This is a genomic window from Staphylococcus nepalensis, assembly GCF_014635045.1.
Lineage (GTDB): Bacteria > Bacillota > Bacilli > Staphylococcales > Staphylococcaceae > Staphylococcus > Staphylococcus nepalensis.
Map to the genome: position 1 here is coordinate 202,641 of NZ_BMCF01000002.1, position 15,130 is coordinate 217,770.

Sequence of the window (15,130 nt, forward strand, 5' to 3'; positions counted from 1 at the left end):
TTGGTGTCACCTGGATTTGGCGTGACTTAAATTATAGGAGGTGCAAAGTATGTTTGCTATTATTGAAACAGGTGGAAAACAAGTAAAAGTTGAAGAAGGACAAGAAATTTTCGTCGAAAAATTAGACGTAAATGAAGGTGATTCTTTCACTTTTGATAAAGTACTATTTGTAGGTGGAGATTCAGTTAAAGTTGGCGCGCCAACAGTTGAAGGTGCAACAGTTACTGCAACAGTAAATAAACAAGGTCGCGGTAAAAAAATCACTGTTTTCACTTACAGACGTCGTAAAGACTCTAAACGTAAAAAAGGTCACCGTCAACCTTACACTAAATTAACAATCGACAAAATCAACGCGTAATTATGATTAATGTAGATATTACATTGAACGATTCGGGTCAAGTAACGGATGTTATCATGGACGGCCATGCCGAACATGGCGAGTATGGTTATGATATCGTATGTGCCGGAGCATCTGCAGTTATTTTTGGCAGTGTTAATGCTATAATAGGATTAACCTCTGAGAAACCTGATATTGATTACAGTGAAGACGGCGGACACTTTCATGTCAGAAGTGTCGATACGAATAATGAACAAGCGCAATTAATTCTTCAAGCAATGTTAGTTTCCTTGCAAACCATTGAGGAAGAATACAATGAAAATATTAGATTAAATTATAAGTGAGGTGCAACCAAATGTTAAAATTAAACTTACAGTTCTTCGCATCTAAAAAAGGGGTAAGTTCTACAAAAAACGGACGTGACTCTGAGTCTAAACGTTTAGGTGCTAAACGTGCTGATGGTCAATACGTTACTGGCGGTTCTATTTTATTCCGTCAACGTGGTACTAAAATTTATCCTGGTGAAAATGTTGGTCGCGGTGGCGACGATACATTATTCGCTAAAATCGACGGCGTTGTTAAATTTGAACGTAAAGGTCGAGACAAAAAACAAGTTTCTGTTTATGCAGCAGCTGAGTAATTTTTGTTAATGTTAACACCAGAAGTGATGACTTCTGGTGTTTATTTTTTGTCTTTATTTTCTAGTTATCTAGAAAATGCTATAATATAAAAGATATGTAAATTAAGTTTTATAAAAAAGAGGTGAAATCATGTTTGTCGATCAAGTTAAAATATCACTTAAAGCAGGTGATGGCGGTAATGGTATAACTGCCTATAGAAGAGAAAAATATGTGCCATTTGGTGGTCCGGCTGGTGGCGACGGCGGTGACGGTGCTTCAATTGTTTTTGAGGTGGATGAAGGTCTAAGAACACTATTAGATTTTAGATACCAAACACATTTCAAAGCTAAAAGAGGCGAAGGTGGCCAGAGTAGTAATATGCACGGTAAAAATGCTGAACACTTAGTTTTAAAAGTACCACCAGGCACGATTATTAAAAGTGTTGATACTGAAGAAGTGTTAGCTGATTTAGTAGAAAACGGGCAACGCGCAACAGTAGCTAGAGGCGGCAGAGGAGGCCGTGGTAATTCACGTTTCGCTTCTCCGAGAAACCCAGCGCCTGATTTCAGCGAGAATGGCGAGCCAGGAGAAGAAATCGAGGTTACTTTAGAATTAAAATTACTGGCGGATGTCGGATTAGTTGGTTTCCCAAGTGTAGGTAAATCTACGTTATTGTCTACAGTTTCAAAAGCAAAACCCAAAATCGGCGCTTATCACTTTACGACGATCAAGCCTAATTTAGGCGTGGTATCTACGAAAGATAATAGAAGTTTTGTGATGGCAGATTTGCCTGGGCTTATTGAAGGGGCTTCTGAAGGCATTGGATTAGGACATCAATTTTTAAGACATGTGGAAAGAACTAAAGTTATTGTGCATATGATTGATATGAGTGGTTCTGAAGGTCGTGACCCTTATGAAGATTATCGAGTAATTAATGAAGAATTAAAAGCGTATGAGCATAGATTGGAAGACAGACCACAAATTGTTGTAGCTAATAAAATGGATATACCTGAAGCAGAGGAAAATCTAGCTATTTTTAAAGAAAAACTCAATGACGAACATATCCGTATTGTGCCGTTATCAACAGTTATGCATGACCATATAGATGAATTATTATACGCTATTGCTGAGACATTAGAAGAAGTGAAAGATATTGATTTCAATAAAGAGGAAGAAGATCTAGGCGTAAATAGAGTAGTTTATAAACATACGCCTAGTCAAGACGCGTTTACAATTACGAGAGATGATGATGCCGCTTATGTCGTAAGAGGTAAAGCAATTGAAAGAATGTTCAAAATGACAGACTTTAATAGCGATCCAGCTGTAAGACGTTTTGCTCGTCAAATGCGTTCGATGGGCATCGATGACGCCTTGCGTGCACGTGGATGTAAAAATGGAGACATTGTAAGAATACTTGGCGGAGAATTCGAATTTGTAGAATAGGAGTGCTTAATATGGACAAAAAAGAAAATAAAAGGTTTTATTTAATCCGTGAAGATGTATTACCAGAATCAGTAGTCAAAACTTTACAAATAAAAGAAGTTTTGAAAAACAATCCATCATTGTCCATATTTGAAGCAGTTAAACAATTTGATTTATCTAGAAGTGCATTTTATAAATATCGAGATACTATCTTTCCTATAGATGAAAAACTAGAAGAAACAAGAGAGTTTACTTTGATATTGTATGTCAATGATATTATAGGCATGTTAGCTGAAGTCTTAAATACACTTTCTAAATTAAATTTGTCAGTGTTAACGATTCATCAAAGTATACCAATGGATGGTAGAGCAACTATTACGCTATCGTTAGACGGTAAAGATACAGATTTAGAAATTGATGAAGTGATGGAATCATTAAAAATGATTGAGCATATTTCTAATGTTGAATTAATTAGTATGACTATATAAGGAAGTGTGACTGTGTACGCATATATTAAAGGAACATTAACTGTTTTAAATCCTACACACGTAGTGCTTGAAGCTGCTGGTGTAGGTTATGAAATTCAAACACCCAATTCATATCGTTTTCAAAAATATAAAGACCAAGATATATTAATTCATACATCGTTGATTGTAAGAGAAGATGCACAACTACTTTATGGTTTTTATAACCAAGAAGAAAAAGACATGTTTCTCAGTTTGATTAAAGTTACTGGCATTGGACCGAAATCAGCTTTAGCAATTTTAGCTAGTAGTTCACCAAACGAAGTTAAAATAGCGATTGAAAACGAAAATGATGCTTATTTAACAAAATTCCCCGGGATAGGTAAAAAAACTGCTCGCCAAATTGTTTTGGATCTTAAGGGTAAAGTTCAAGTGACTGAAGAAGATAGCGGTCAATTATTAAATGCGAATCAAAATGGACATCAAAATTCTGAAAGCGTAAAAGAAGCATTACTTGCTTTAGAGGCATTAGGATATTCTAAGAGAGAACTTAATAAAGTAGAAAAAACATTAAACAAAGAAACTTTTGAATCTGTAGATGATGCTGTTAAGCGAGGTTTGCAGTTACTTATATCTTAGTTTTTTGTTGAATTTTAGTGAAGGGGGAATGATCAATGGATGATAGAATGGTAGATCAATCTATGCACGAAGAGGAATCATCATTTGAATTATCTTTAAGGCCTGAAAGATTGCGTCAATATATAGGACAATCAACGATTAAATCAAATTTAGAAGTTTTTATAAAAGCAGCTAAAATTAGGCAAGAACCGTTAGACCACGTTCTATTGTTTGGCCCCCCTGGATTAGGCAAAACGACTTTATCTAATATTATTGCCAATGAAATGGAAGTTAATATTAGAACAATTTCTGGTCCCTCTATTGAACGCCCAGGTGACTTAGCAGCTATTCTTTCTAGTTTGCAACCCGGAGACGTATTGTTCATCGACGAAATCCATAGATTAAGTAGCGTAGTTGAAGAAGTGTTATACCCAGCTATGGAAGATTTTTTCTTAGATATTGTTATTGGCAAAGGGGAAGAAGCACGAAGTATACGTATAGATTTACCGCCTTTTACATTGATTGGTGCCACGACTAGAGCGGGTAGTTTAACAGCACCTTTACGTGATAGATTCGGCGTTCATCTCAGATTGGAATATTATAAAGAACCTGAATTAAAAGAAATTATCATTCGTACAGCAGAGGTATTAGGCACATCTATTGATGATGAAAGTGCAATAGAATTAGCTAAGAGAAGTAGAGGTACCCCAAGAGTTGCTAATCGATTATTAAAGCGTGTAAGGGATTTCCAACAAGTTAAAGAAGATGAATTGATTAGTATTGGTACGACGAAACAATCACTAGCATTGCTACAAGTAGATGATGAAGGGTTAGATTATATCGATCATAAAATGATGAATTGTATATTAGAACAATATAATGGTGGACCTGTTGGTTTAGATACAATTGCTGTTTCTATTGGTGAAGAACGCGTTACAATAGAAGATGTTTATGAACCGTTTTTAATACAAAAAGGATTTATCGAACGTACACCTAGAGGGCGTAAAGCAACAGCTTATGCCTATGAACACTTTAGTAAGGATAGAAAGAAGGAATAGTTTTGGATATTGAATCTTTTGATTACCATTTACCAGAATCATTAATTGCACAAACCCCTTTAAAAAATAGAGATGAGAGTAGATTGCTTGTCCTTGGAAGAAAAACGGGAGATATTGAACATAAATACTTTAAAAATGTAATTGACTATTTACAAGCTGGAGATACATTAGTACTCAATGATACGAGAGTCATGCCAGCACGCTTATTTGGCTTAAAAGAAGAAACTGGTGCGAAAGTAGAAATGTTGATGCTTACACAACTTGAAGACGATGATTGGGAAGTATTATTGAAACCAGCGAAAAGAATAAAAACAGGGGATAAATTATCATTCGGTGATGGTAAAATAATAGCTGAATGTGTGGAAGAATTAAATCAAGGCGGACGCATTATGCGCCTTGATTATGATGGTATATTACAAGAGCGATTAGATGAACTAGGTGAAATGCCATTACCACCATATATAAAAGAGCGGTTAGATGACCCAGATCGTTATCAGACAGTATATGCTAAAGCCTCAGGATCAGCTGCTGCTCCAACGGCTGGACTCCATTTTACAGATGAATTACTTGAACAGATCAAAGCTAAAGGCGTGAATATAACTTTTATTACGTTGCATGTAGGATTAGGTACATTTAGACCTGTAAGTGTTGAAAATATAGATGATCATGAAATGCATAGCGAATATTATCAGATGGATCAAGAAACAGCTGATTTGTTAAATGAGACAAAAGCGAAAGGTCATCGTGTCATTTCAGTAGGTACGACATCTACTAGAACTTTAGAAACAATAAGAGCATCTCATAATGAATTTGTAGCAGATAGTGGTTGGACTGATATTTTTATTTTTCCTGGCTTTGAATTTAAAGCGATAGATGGATTAATCACAAATTTCCATTTACCGAAATCAACGTTAGTCATGTTAGTTTCTGCATTTAGTACAAAAGATTATATTTTAAATGCGTATCATCAAGCCGTGAAATCTGAGTATAGATTCTTTAGTTTTGGCGATGCAATGTTAATTATTTAGGGAATGAAAGGAGCATTTGTATGCCTGCGGTAACATATGAACATATTAAAACATGTAAACAATCTGGAGCTAGATTAGGCATTGTACATACGCCACATGGGTCATTTGAAACACCCATGTTTATGCCCGTAGGTACAAAAGCTACAGTTAAAACGATGAGTCCAGAAGAACTACATCAGATGGAAGCGAAAATTATATTAGGAAACACATATCATTTGTGGTTACAACCAGGAAATGATATTATCAAAAAGAGTGGGGGATTACATCAGTTCATGAACTGGAATGGTCCAATACTGACAGATTCAGGTGGTTTTCAAGTATTCAGTTTAAGTAATTTACGAAAAATTACTGAAGAAGGTGTTGAATTCCGTCATCATACAAATGGTTCTAAACTATTTTTGAGTCCTGAAAAATCAATGCAGATTCAAAATGATTTAGGTTCAGATATTATGATGGCATTTGATGAATGCCCGCCTATGCCAGCTGAATATAAGTACGTGAAAGATTCAATCGAAAGAACAAGTAGATGGGCCGCTAGATGTTTACAAGCACATCAAAGACCTGAAGATCAAGCATTATTTGGTATTATTCAAGGCGGAGAATATAAAGATTTAAGACAACAAAGTGCCGAAGAATTAGTAGCATTGGATTTTCCTGGATATGCCATTGGAGGTTTATCAGTAGGGGAACCAAAACCTGTAATGTACGATATGGTATCACATACACAACAATTTATGCCTAAAGATAAGCCACGTTATTTAATGGGTGTGGGATCGCCAGATGCATTAATAGAATGCAGCATTAGAGGTATGGATATGTTTGACTGTGTTTTACCAACACGTATTGCACGTAATGGTACATGTATGACTTCACATGGCCGTGTGACTATTAAAAATGCTAAATACGCAGAAGATTTAGGCCCGCTTGATGAAAATTGTGACTGCTATACTTGTAAAAATTATAGTAGAGCTTACATAAGACATTTAATAAAAGCAGAAGAAACTTTTGGTATCCGTCTTACTACTTATCATAATTTACATTTCTTGCTGAAATTAATGGAAAACATTCGACAAGCTATTCGCGATGATCGTTTACTTGATTTTAAAGAAGAATTTTTTGAACAGTATGGACTTAATGTAGAAAACCCAAAAAACTTTTAAAAAGGGAGAAATAACTTTATGCAATTTACTTCATTGATATTACCGATTTTATTATTAGTATTAATGTGGTTCTTCTTAATTAGACCACAACAGAAAAAGGCAAAAGAGCATCGTGAAATGATAAGTCAAATTTCATCTGGTCAACATGTAACAACTATTGGTGGCATCAAAGGCACTGTCCGTAGCGTCGATGAAACAACTGTTGTATTAACTTTAAATGGTAATGGCACTGAAATTACTTTAGAAAAACCAGCAATTAAACAAGTTGATCCATCATAAAATTGATAATTACGAACTGATATTTACTATCAGTTCGTTTTTTGTTTAATAAAAACCTAAAGTTATTGGACTTTGAAGTCATAGTTGGTGTTATAATAAAAGATAGACAAAATCGCATAAATAACGAAACTAAATAAACATTACATATGAAGCACTTACATTTAAAAAGTAATTACAAATAGGTTAAGTTTGTTTTTACACTAAATGTAATATGTTAAAATATGAAAGGTTATTTAGAAAAGTTTAATCAATTTATTAAACGTAGAGAAACGCGATTGAATTTGAATTGATAACATAAGCTTACAATGAGGTGTTCAAGTGAAGAAAAGTAGTAGAATAGTTGCATTTATATTACTTGTAGTTCTATTGTTAGGCGGAATAGGACTTACATATAAAAATGTAGTTAAGAATGTCAGCCTCGGTTTAGACTTACAAGGTGGCTTTGAAGTCTTATACCAAGTTGATCCTTTACAAGAAGGAGATAAAATTGATGATAAAGCGGTAAAAGCCACAGCAAAAACACTTGAAAACCGTGTGAATGTTTTAGGAGTCTCAGAACCTAAAATTCAAGTGGAAGACAAAAACAGAATTCGGGTACAATTAGCAGGCGTGAAAAACCAATCTCAAGCCAGAGAAATTTTGTCTTCGCAAGCTAATTTAACAATTCGTGACGCAAATGATAACGTCAAATTAACGGGTAAAGATATTCAACAAGGTTCCGCAAAACAAGAGTTTAAACAGAATACAAATGAACCCGCAGTTACATTTAAATTAAAAGATAGTGATAAATTTAAAAAAGTAACTGAAGAAATTTCTAAAAAAGATGAAAATGTCATGGTTGTATGGTTAGATCACGAAAAAGGTGACACTTATCATAAAGAAATGAATAAAGAAGACCCTAAATATGTATCTGCTGCATCAGTAGATAAGCCGATTAATTCAGATAGTGTAGAAATTTCTGGTGGTTTTAAAGGGGAAGAAGGTATTGAAGAAGCTAAACAAATAGCTGATTTATTAAATTCTGGTTCTTTACCTGTAGACTTAAATGAGATTTACTCTAACTCTGTAGGCGCTCAGTTTGGTCAAGATGCGCTAGATAAAACGATACTTGCAGCAGCAATTGGTATAGCTGTTATTTACTTATTTATGCTAGGCTTTTATCGTTTACCAGGTTTAGTTGCAGTTATTGCGCTAACTGTTTATATTTATTTAACATTGGTAGCATTTAATTTCATATCAGGCGTATTAACTTTACCAGGTTTAGCCGCATTAGTACTAGGTGTTGGTATGGCAGTAGATGCTAACATTATTATGTACGAGCGGATTAAAGATGAGCTTAAAATTGGGCGAACCCTTAAACAAGCTTATAAAAAAGCGAATAAGAGTTCCTTCTTAACTATAGTAGATGCGCAACTTACAACAGTAATTGCAGCTGCTGTACTGTTTTTCTTTGGTGAAAGCTCAGTTAAAGGTTTTGCCACAATGTTATTACTTGGTATCTTAATGATATTTGTTACAGCTGTATTCTTATCAAGATGGTTGCTATCACTTCTAGTTTCTTCAAATTACTTTAAAAAATCTACTTGGTTATTTGGAGTTAGTAAGAAAAACATTGCAGATATAAATGAAGGCAAAGAAGTTCATGACCTCAAAACACCATATGAACGTTGGGATTTCATGAAGTTAGCTAAGCCATTACTATCTTTAAGTATTATCATATTGATTATTGGTGCAGTTATATTATTTGTTTTCAAATTAAACTTAGGTATAGATTTTACAAGTGGTACAAGAGTTGACTTCGAATCAAACGATAAAGTCTCTGAAGCAAAAGTGACCCAAACATTGGAAGATGAAAACTTTAAACCAACACAAGTATCATTAGGTGAAAACGGTAAAAACGTTACAGTACAATTTAAAAATGATTTATCAAAAGACGAAGTTTCAAAAATCAAAAATACCATTGATGATTCATTTGGCAATGACCCAACGGTTAACACTGTTTCCCCTGTAATTGGTCAGGAATTAGCTAAAAATGCAATGATGGCCTTATTATATGCCGCGATTGGTATTATCATTTATATTACCTTTAGATTTGAATGGCGCATGGGATTATCATCAGTGCTCGCGTTACTACACGATGCATTTATGATTATCGCTGTGTTCAGTCTGTTTAGACTTGAAATCGATATTACATTTATCGCTGCAGTATTAACAATTATTGGTTATTCCATCAATGACACAATTGTAACGTTTGATAGGGTACGTGAGAACTTGCATAAAATTAAAGTAATCACCAAACCTTCACAAATAGACGATATCGTTAATAGATCGATTCGACAAACAATGACACGCTCCATCAATACAGTATTGACTGTTATAATTGTAGTTGTTGCATTACTTGCATTTGGTGCACCAAGTATCTTTAATTTCTCATTAGCATTGTTAATTGGTCTCATAAGTGGTGTATTCTCATCTGTATTTATTGCCGTGCCACTGTGGGGCATTATGAAAAAACGTCAACTTAAAAAATCAGATGATCATAAACTTATAGTTTATAAAGAGAAAAAATCAAACGATGAAAAAATCTTAGTATAATAACTTGAGTTTTAATTAAAGCGACTAAATTCCAATTTGGAATCTAGTCGCTTTTACTTTTTATGAAACAGGTCAAATCAAATAATTGTATTTAAAAAATTATGGTAAGATTTCATAGATATACCTTAACAGTTAATAAGAAGCTCAAATCTATATCTAAATTAAAGGTTACTACTTTTTATTTTTGAATTTCTTTTGTATAATTGCTTGTGGAAATGAGGGAGAATAGTATGATTAAATCAAAATATAATTGGGACGTTAAATTACCTGAAGTTGAAATTACAGAAGATGTTTCAACAGATTTAAAGCTAACTCCTATTGTAAAAAAAATTCTGGAAAGTAAAGGGATAACAGAAGAAACTGCAATTCGTGAACTTTTAAACGGTACACAAATTGCGCACGATCCGTGGACAATGAGTGATATGCATAAGGCTGTGGAGCGTATTAATCTAGCTATAGATCAAAACCAAAAAATTTTAGTATATGGTGATTACGATGCTGATGGTGTCACTTCTACAACAATATTAGTTTCTACACTTAAAGCACTTGGAGCGCATGTAGGTTGGTATATTCCAAACCGTTTTTCTGAAGGCTATGGACCTAACGAGATGGCCTTTAAAAACGCTTATGAGGAAGGCATTTCACTAATTATAACAGTAGACAATGGCATTCAAGGCCATGATGAAATCCAAATGATTCAAGAATTAGGTGTAGATGTAATTGTTACAGATCATCATGAGATTGGTCGTACAATGCCTAACGCATATGCAATTGTACATCCAATGCATCCTGGGTTTGATTATCCTTTTAAATATTTGTGCGGTGCTGGCGTGGCGTATAAATTGGCACAGTGTTTATTGACTGAACCACCAACCCATTTTCTTGGTTTAGTAGCTATTGGAACGATTGCAGATTTAGTATCATTAACGGATGAAAATCGTTCACTTGTTCAACGCGGTTTAGACGCGTTAAATCAACACTGTCCATTATCAATAAAAGCGATTTTAAAACAAGCAGGTTGCAATGATGAAATCAATGAAGAAACTGTTGGTTTTGTTATCGGCCCGCGTTTAAACGCAGTAGGTCGTTTAGAAGATGCTGCACTAGCTGTCGAGTTATTAATGACAGAAACTGAAGAAGAAGCGGAATTTTTAGCTGAACAAGTTGAATTTTTTAACCAAGAACGTAAAGATATCGTCTCACAAATTACCGAAGAAGCATTAGTAATGGCAGAGCAACAGGTGCAAGATGGTTCTAAGTTCTTATTGTTAGCACAACCGGACTGGCATGAAGGCGTACTCGGAATTGTAGCTTCAAAAATTGTAGAAACATACAGTCTTCCTACATTAATTTTAAACATTGATCAAGCGCAAAACCATGCGAAGGGCTCAGCTCGTAGTATTGACCAAGTTTCGATGTTTGAAATTTTAAGTGCACATTCAGAGTTAATTTCTAAATTTGGCGGTCATCATATGGCAGCGGGTGTTACGATGCCAATCGAAAATATACAAGATCTACAACATGGTTTAAACGGTTGGATGGCTCAATTAGCAGAAACGACTTCTTTAGAACCGCGGAAAAAAGTGGATGTAAAAATATTAGAAAGTGATATTACAATAAAAAATATTAAAGATATTCATAGGCTCCGTCCATTTGGAACAGATTTTTCCAGCCCTTGTTTTGAATTACAAGATATTATTGTTCAACAAGCAAAAGGTATTGGTCAAGACAAAAATCATTTAAAACTTGTATTAGGGGATAGTCAATTACAGGCTATTTTTTGGCAAAATGGCTATTTAGTTAAAGAACTAGGTGTACAACAGCCGATTAATTTAATAGGTACTTTACAAATTAATGAATGGAATGGATTTCAATCTCCACAATTTATGGTTGCAGATTTAGCGAGTAATAATTTGCAGATATTGGATTATAGAAGTAAACGTAAAGTGAGCGAGTTAAATGCTGATGCTGAAGACGTTGCTTATTTAATTCATAAAAAAAGTGAAAAATTAGGTGAGAATTATTACTATTATGGTGAGGACATTATTAATAAATATGATAAATATGTATTTAGAGATTTACCTACATCAATCACTGAATTAAAAACTACTTTAAAAACAGTTGACGTATCTCAAATTTATCTTGTGCTAAATCATGAACGTTCTATATATTTTGAAGGTATGCCAAAAATGGAGACGTTTAAACAATGTTTTAAAGCACTAGCGTCTAAGAAAGAAACAAATTTAGCTAAGGAAGGTATGCAATTAAGCCAGTTTCTTAATATTCAACCGAGTATGCTTAAATTTATCTTAAAAGTTTTCTTAGATTTAGAGTTTATTAAAGATGAAAATGGTATAATAATGCTAAACAGTGTTTCGACAAAACGTGACATTGCAACAAGTAAATATTATCAAAATCGTCTTGATAGGATAGAAGTTGAAAAGTTATTGCTTTATGAAGATTTTAATCGCTTGAAGCAATGGTTTAAGGCTGAATTGGTAGAATAATAGGAGGAAGTTTGAATGGATTTAAAACAATATGTATCTGAGGTTTCAGACTGGCCGCAACCAGGTGTTAACTTCAAAGATATTACTACTATAATGGACAATGGTGAAGCTTATGGCTATGCTACAGATCAAATTGTGGAGTATGCAAAACAAAGAGATGTAGATGTTGTGGTTGGGCCAGAAGCGAGAGGTTTTATCATTGGCTGTCCTGTAGCGTATTCAATGGGGATTGGATTTGCGCCAGTTAGAAAAGAAGGCAAACTTCCAAGAGAAGTGATTCGTTATGAATATAACTTAGAATATGGTACTAATGTACTAACAATGCATAGAGACGCAATTAAACCGGGACAACGCGTTTTAATAACAGACGATTTATTAGCAACTGGTGGCACAATAGAGGCAGCAATTAAATTAGTTGAACAATTAGGTGGTATTGTTGTAGGTATTGCTTTTATTATAGAATTGAAATATTTAAAAGGTATTGAAAAAATTAAAGATTACGATGTCATGAGTTTAATATCTTACGACGAATAAATCTCATATATAAATGAATAAGTTTAAAAAGCCAAATGAGCGCATTGGATGTGGATTCATTTGGTTTTTTATATACATTGAAATAATCTTAATAAAGTATTATATTAAAATATATTTTATTTGCATTAAAAAATTGAAATTTAGCTACATTTTTCTAATTGTTATCTGTACTCATTTATTTATTTAATAACATGTAGTATTATATAACTATTATACATAATTTGACCTAATAGCGTAAAAATACGTTACAATCGATATAAAAATAATACTGGGTATGTAATAGCGATTAATATTTAGTATAGGGGTGTCTTAAGTGAACAATGAATATCCATACAGTGTGGACGAAGTATTATCCAAAGCAAAATCATATTTATCAAAGGAAGAATATGAATATGTATTGAAAAGTTACCATCTAGCTTATGAGGCACATGAAGGTCAATTTCGAAAAAACGGTTTACCATATATTATGCATCCCATTCAAGTTGCTGGCATATTAACTGAAATGCATTTAGATGGCCCAACCATCGTAGCAGGCTTTTTACATGACGTTATTGAGGACACGCCTTATACGTTTGATGATGTAAAAGGGATGTTTAACGAAGAAATTGCGGTAATCGTAGAAGGCGTTACTAAGCTTAAAAAAGTTAAATATCGCTCTAAGGAAGAACAACAAGCTGAAAATCACCGTAAACTGTTTATAGCTATTGCAAAAGACGTTCGTGTTATCCTTGTTAAATTAGCAGATCGCTTACATAATATGAGAACATTAAAAGCGATGCCACGGGAAAAACAAATAAGAATATCTAAAGAAACGCTAGAAATCTACGCGCCTTTAGCTCACAGATTAGGGATTAATACAATCAAATGGGAGCTAGAAGATACTGCGCTTAGATATATAGATAGCGTGCAATATTTCCGTATCGTTAATCTCATGAAAAAAAAGCGCAGTGAAAGAGAAGATTATATACAAAATGCCATTAATCGGATAGATGATGAGATGGAAAAAATGCAAATAATCGGAGATATAAACGGGCGACCTAAACATATTTATAGTATTTATAGAAAAATGGTTAAACAAAAGAAACAATTCGATCAAATATTTGATTTATTAGCCATTAGAATTATTGTAAATTCGATTAATGATTGCTATGCCGTTTTAGGACTCGTACATACGTTATGGAAACCAATGCCTGGAAGGTTTAAAGATTATATTGCAATGCCGAAACAAAACATGTATCAATCCTTACATACTACTGTTGTTGGCCCTAATGGTGATCCTCTAGAAATTCAGATTAGAACTTTTGAAATGCATGAAATTGCAGAACACGGGGTTGCAGCACATTGGGCGTACAAAGAAGGCAAAAAAGTTACTGAAAAAACACAAAATTTCAATAAAAAATTAAATTGGATTAAAGAATTAGCAGAAACAGATAGTACTACAACAGATGCAGAAGAGTTTATGGAAACTTTAAAATTTGATTTGCAAAGTGATAAAGTATACGCTTTTACTCCAGAAAGTGATGTAATTGAATTACCATATGGCGCTGTCCCAATTGATTTTGCTTATGCTGTACATAGTGAAGTAGGAAATAAGATGATTGGTGCTAAAGTAAATGGAAAAATTGAACCAATTGATTACGTTTTGCAAACAGGCGATATTGTTGAGATTAGAACGAGCAAACATTCCTATGGGCCAAGTCGTGATTGGCTGAAAATTGTTAAATCTTCGAGCGCTAAGAGTAAAATTCGTAGTTTCTTTAAAAAACAAGATCGTTCTTCTAATATTGAAAAAGGTAAATTTATGGTTGAAGCAGAAATAAAAGACCAAGGTTATAGAATGGATGCTGTTTTGACTGATGATAATATTGAAGTGGTCAAAGATAAATATAATTTTTCTAATGAAGACGATTTATTTGCAGCAGTTGGGTTTGGCGGTGTAACAGCACTACAAATCGTTAATAAGTTAACTGAAAAACAGCGTATACAAGATAAACAAAAAGCATTAAATTCTGTTCAAGAAGTTCAAAAGTCAGTTCCGATTAAAAATGATATTACTACAGATAGCGGTGTATATGTTGAAGGCATCGAAAACGTATTAATTAAATTGTCAAAATGTTGTAATCCAATACCTGGCGATGATATTGTTGGTTATATCACTAAAGGGCACGGTATTAAGGTGCATCGCACAGATTGTCCCAATATCAAAAACGAAAAAGAAAGATTGATTAGTGTCGAATGGGTACGTTCGAAAGATGCAACGCAACGTTACCAGGTTGATTTAGAAGTTACTGCTTACGATAGAAATGGGTTACTAAACGAAGTATTACAAGCAGTTAATTCGACAAAAAGCAATTTAGTGAAAGTTTCTGGACGTTCAGATATTGACAAAAATGCAGTCATTAATATCGGCGTAATGGTGAAAAATGTAAATGAAGTTTATCAAGTTGTAGATAAAATTAAACAACTTGGAGATGTTTATACAGTAACAAGAGTTTGGAATTAGAGGTG

At 33.8% G+C, this 15,130-nt stretch carries 14 protein-coding genes and 1 other annotated feature (1 of these 15 running past the window's edge); all 14 genes read left to right on the plus strand.

The window, feature by feature from the left end; all coding sequences use genetic code 11:
* Window positions 1–37 (plus strand) — a sequence feature (ribosomal protein L21 leader region); it begins 37 nt to the left of the window's first position.
* Window positions 38–49: 12 nt separating this feature from the next.
* The 14 genes from rplU (at window position 50) to IEU88_RS04100 (ending at window position 15,125) form a co-directional block, all read left to right on the plus strand.
* Window positions 50–358, plus strand: a complete 309-nt coding sequence (gene rplU, locus IEU88_RS04035; RefSeq protein WP_019468505.1) for a 50S ribosomal protein L21 — start codon at window positions 50–52, stop codon at window positions 356–358.
* Between the two features lie 2 nt (window positions 359–360).
* Entirely contained in the window at window positions 361–681 is a 321-nt protein-coding gene (locus IEU88_RS04040; RefSeq protein ID WP_096809306.1) for a ribosomal-processing cysteine protease Prp, read from the plus strand.
* An 11-nt stretch (window positions 682–692) separates the two neighbouring features.
* A complete protein-coding gene (gene rpmA, locus IEU88_RS04045; RefSeq protein WP_042738496.1) occupies window positions 693–977 on the plus strand; it encodes a 50S ribosomal protein L27 in 285 nt (94 codons plus the stop codon).
* Between the two features lie 130 nt (window positions 978–1,107).
* The gene (gene obgE / locus IEU88_RS04050; protein WP_096809308.1) at window positions 1,108–2,400 is read left to right on the plus strand and encodes a GTPase ObgE; all 1,293 of its coding nucleotides are present in this window, start codon (window positions 1,108–1,110) and stop codon (window positions 2,398–2,400) included.
* Between the two features lie 11 nt (window positions 2,401–2,411).
* On the plus strand, window positions 2,412–2,867 hold the full coding sequence (locus IEU88_RS04055; RefSeq protein WP_103373182.1) for an ACT domain-containing protein: 456 nt from the start codon (window positions 2,412–2,414) through the stop codon (window positions 2,865–2,867).
* A 12-nt stretch (window positions 2,868–2,879) separates the two neighbouring features.
* Entirely contained in the window at window positions 2,880–3,482 is a 603-nt protein-coding gene (gene ruvA / locus IEU88_RS04060; RefSeq protein ID WP_096809310.1) for a Holliday junction branch migration protein RuvA, read from the plus strand.
* Window positions 3,483–3,517: 35 nt separating this feature from the next.
* Entirely contained in the window at window positions 3,518–4,519 is a 1,002-nt protein-coding gene (ruvB, locus tag IEU88_RS04065) for a Holliday junction branch migration DNA helicase RuvB (protein ID WP_096809312.1), read from the plus strand.
* Between the two features lie 2 nt (window positions 4,520–4,521).
* A complete protein-coding gene (queA, locus tag IEU88_RS04070; RefSeq protein ID WP_096809314.1) occupies window positions 4,522–5,547 on the plus strand; it encodes a tRNA preQ1(34) S-adenosylmethionine ribosyltransferase-isomerase QueA in 1,026 nt (341 codons plus the stop codon).
* A 20-nt stretch (window positions 5,548–5,567) separates the two neighbouring features.
* Entirely contained in the window at window positions 5,568–6,707 is a 1,140-nt protein-coding gene (tgt, locus tag IEU88_RS04075; protein WP_096809316.1) for a tRNA guanosine(34) transglycosylase Tgt, read from the plus strand.
* Window positions 6,708–6,725: 18 nt separating this feature from the next.
* Entirely contained in the window at window positions 6,726–6,986 is a 261-nt protein-coding gene (gene yajC, locus IEU88_RS04080) for a preprotein translocase subunit YajC (RefSeq protein ID WP_019468514.1), read from the plus strand.
* A 318-nt stretch (window positions 6,987–7,304) separates the two neighbouring features.
* Window positions 7,305–9,581 carry a protein translocase subunit SecDF gene (gene secDF, locus IEU88_RS04085; protein ID WP_096809318.1) on the plus strand — a complete coding sequence of 759 codons (2,277 nt, stop codon included), beginning with the start codon at window positions 7,305–7,307 and terminating at the stop codon, window positions 9,579–9,581.
* Between the two features lie 230 nt (window positions 9,582–9,811).
* On the plus strand, window positions 9,812–12,088 hold the full coding sequence (gene recJ / locus IEU88_RS04090) for a single-stranded-DNA-specific exonuclease RecJ (protein ID WP_115342124.1): 2,277 nt from the start codon (window positions 9,812–9,814) through the stop codon (window positions 12,086–12,088).
* A 15-nt stretch (window positions 12,089–12,103) separates the two neighbouring features.
* On the plus strand, window positions 12,104–12,622 hold the full coding sequence (locus IEU88_RS04095) for an adenine phosphoribosyltransferase (protein WP_103373278.1): 519 nt from the start codon (window positions 12,104–12,106) through the stop codon (window positions 12,620–12,622).
* Window positions 12,623–12,935: 313 nt separating this feature from the next.
* Window positions 12,936–15,125: a RelA/SpoT family protein gene (locus IEU88_RS04100; RefSeq protein ID WP_103373277.1), complete on the plus strand. Its 2,190-nt coding sequence runs from the start codon at window positions 12,936–12,938 to the stop codon at window positions 15,123–15,125.
* The last annotated feature ends 5 nt before the right edge of the window (window positions 15,126–15,130 follow it).

What these genes read in the sequence shown, in the direction of transcription:
- tgt (WP_096809316.1), top strand. Translation starts at nt 5,568, where the DNA reads ATGCCTGCGGTAACATATGAACATATTAAAACATGTAAACAATCTGGA.
- rplU (WP_019468505.1), top strand. Translation starts at nt 50, where the DNA reads ATGTTTGCTATTATTGAAACAGGTGGAAAACAAGTAAAAGTTGAAGAA.
- obgE (WP_096809308.1), top strand. Translation starts at nt 1,108, where the DNA reads ATGTTTGTCGATCAAGTTAAAATATCACTTAAAGCAGGTGATGGCGGT.
- IEU88_RS04095 (WP_103373278.1), top strand. Translation starts at nt 12,104, where the DNA reads ATGGATTTAAAACAATATGTATCTGAGGTTTCAGACTGGCCGCAACCA.
- IEU88_RS04040 (WP_096809306.1), top strand. Translation starts at nt 361, where the DNA reads ATGATTAATGTAGATATTACATTGAACGATTCGGGTCAAGTAACGGAT.
- yajC (WP_019468514.1), top strand. Translation starts at nt 6,726, where the DNA reads ATGCAATTTACTTCATTGATATTACCGATTTTATTATTAGTATTAATG.
- IEU88_RS04055 (WP_103373182.1), top strand. Translation starts at nt 2,412, where the DNA reads ATGGACAAAAAAGAAAATAAAAGGTTTTATTTAATCCGTGAAGATGTA.
- ruvB (WP_096809312.1), top strand. Translation starts at nt 3,518, where the DNA reads ATGGATGATAGAATGGTAGATCAATCTATGCACGAAGAGGAATCATCA.
- rpmA (WP_042738496.1), top strand. Translation starts at nt 693, where the DNA reads ATGTTAAAATTAAACTTACAGTTCTTCGCATCTAAAAAAGGGGTAAGT.
- recJ (WP_115342124.1), top strand. Translation starts at nt 9,812, where the DNA reads ATGATTAAATCAAAATATAATTGGGACGTTAAATTACCTGAAGTTGAA.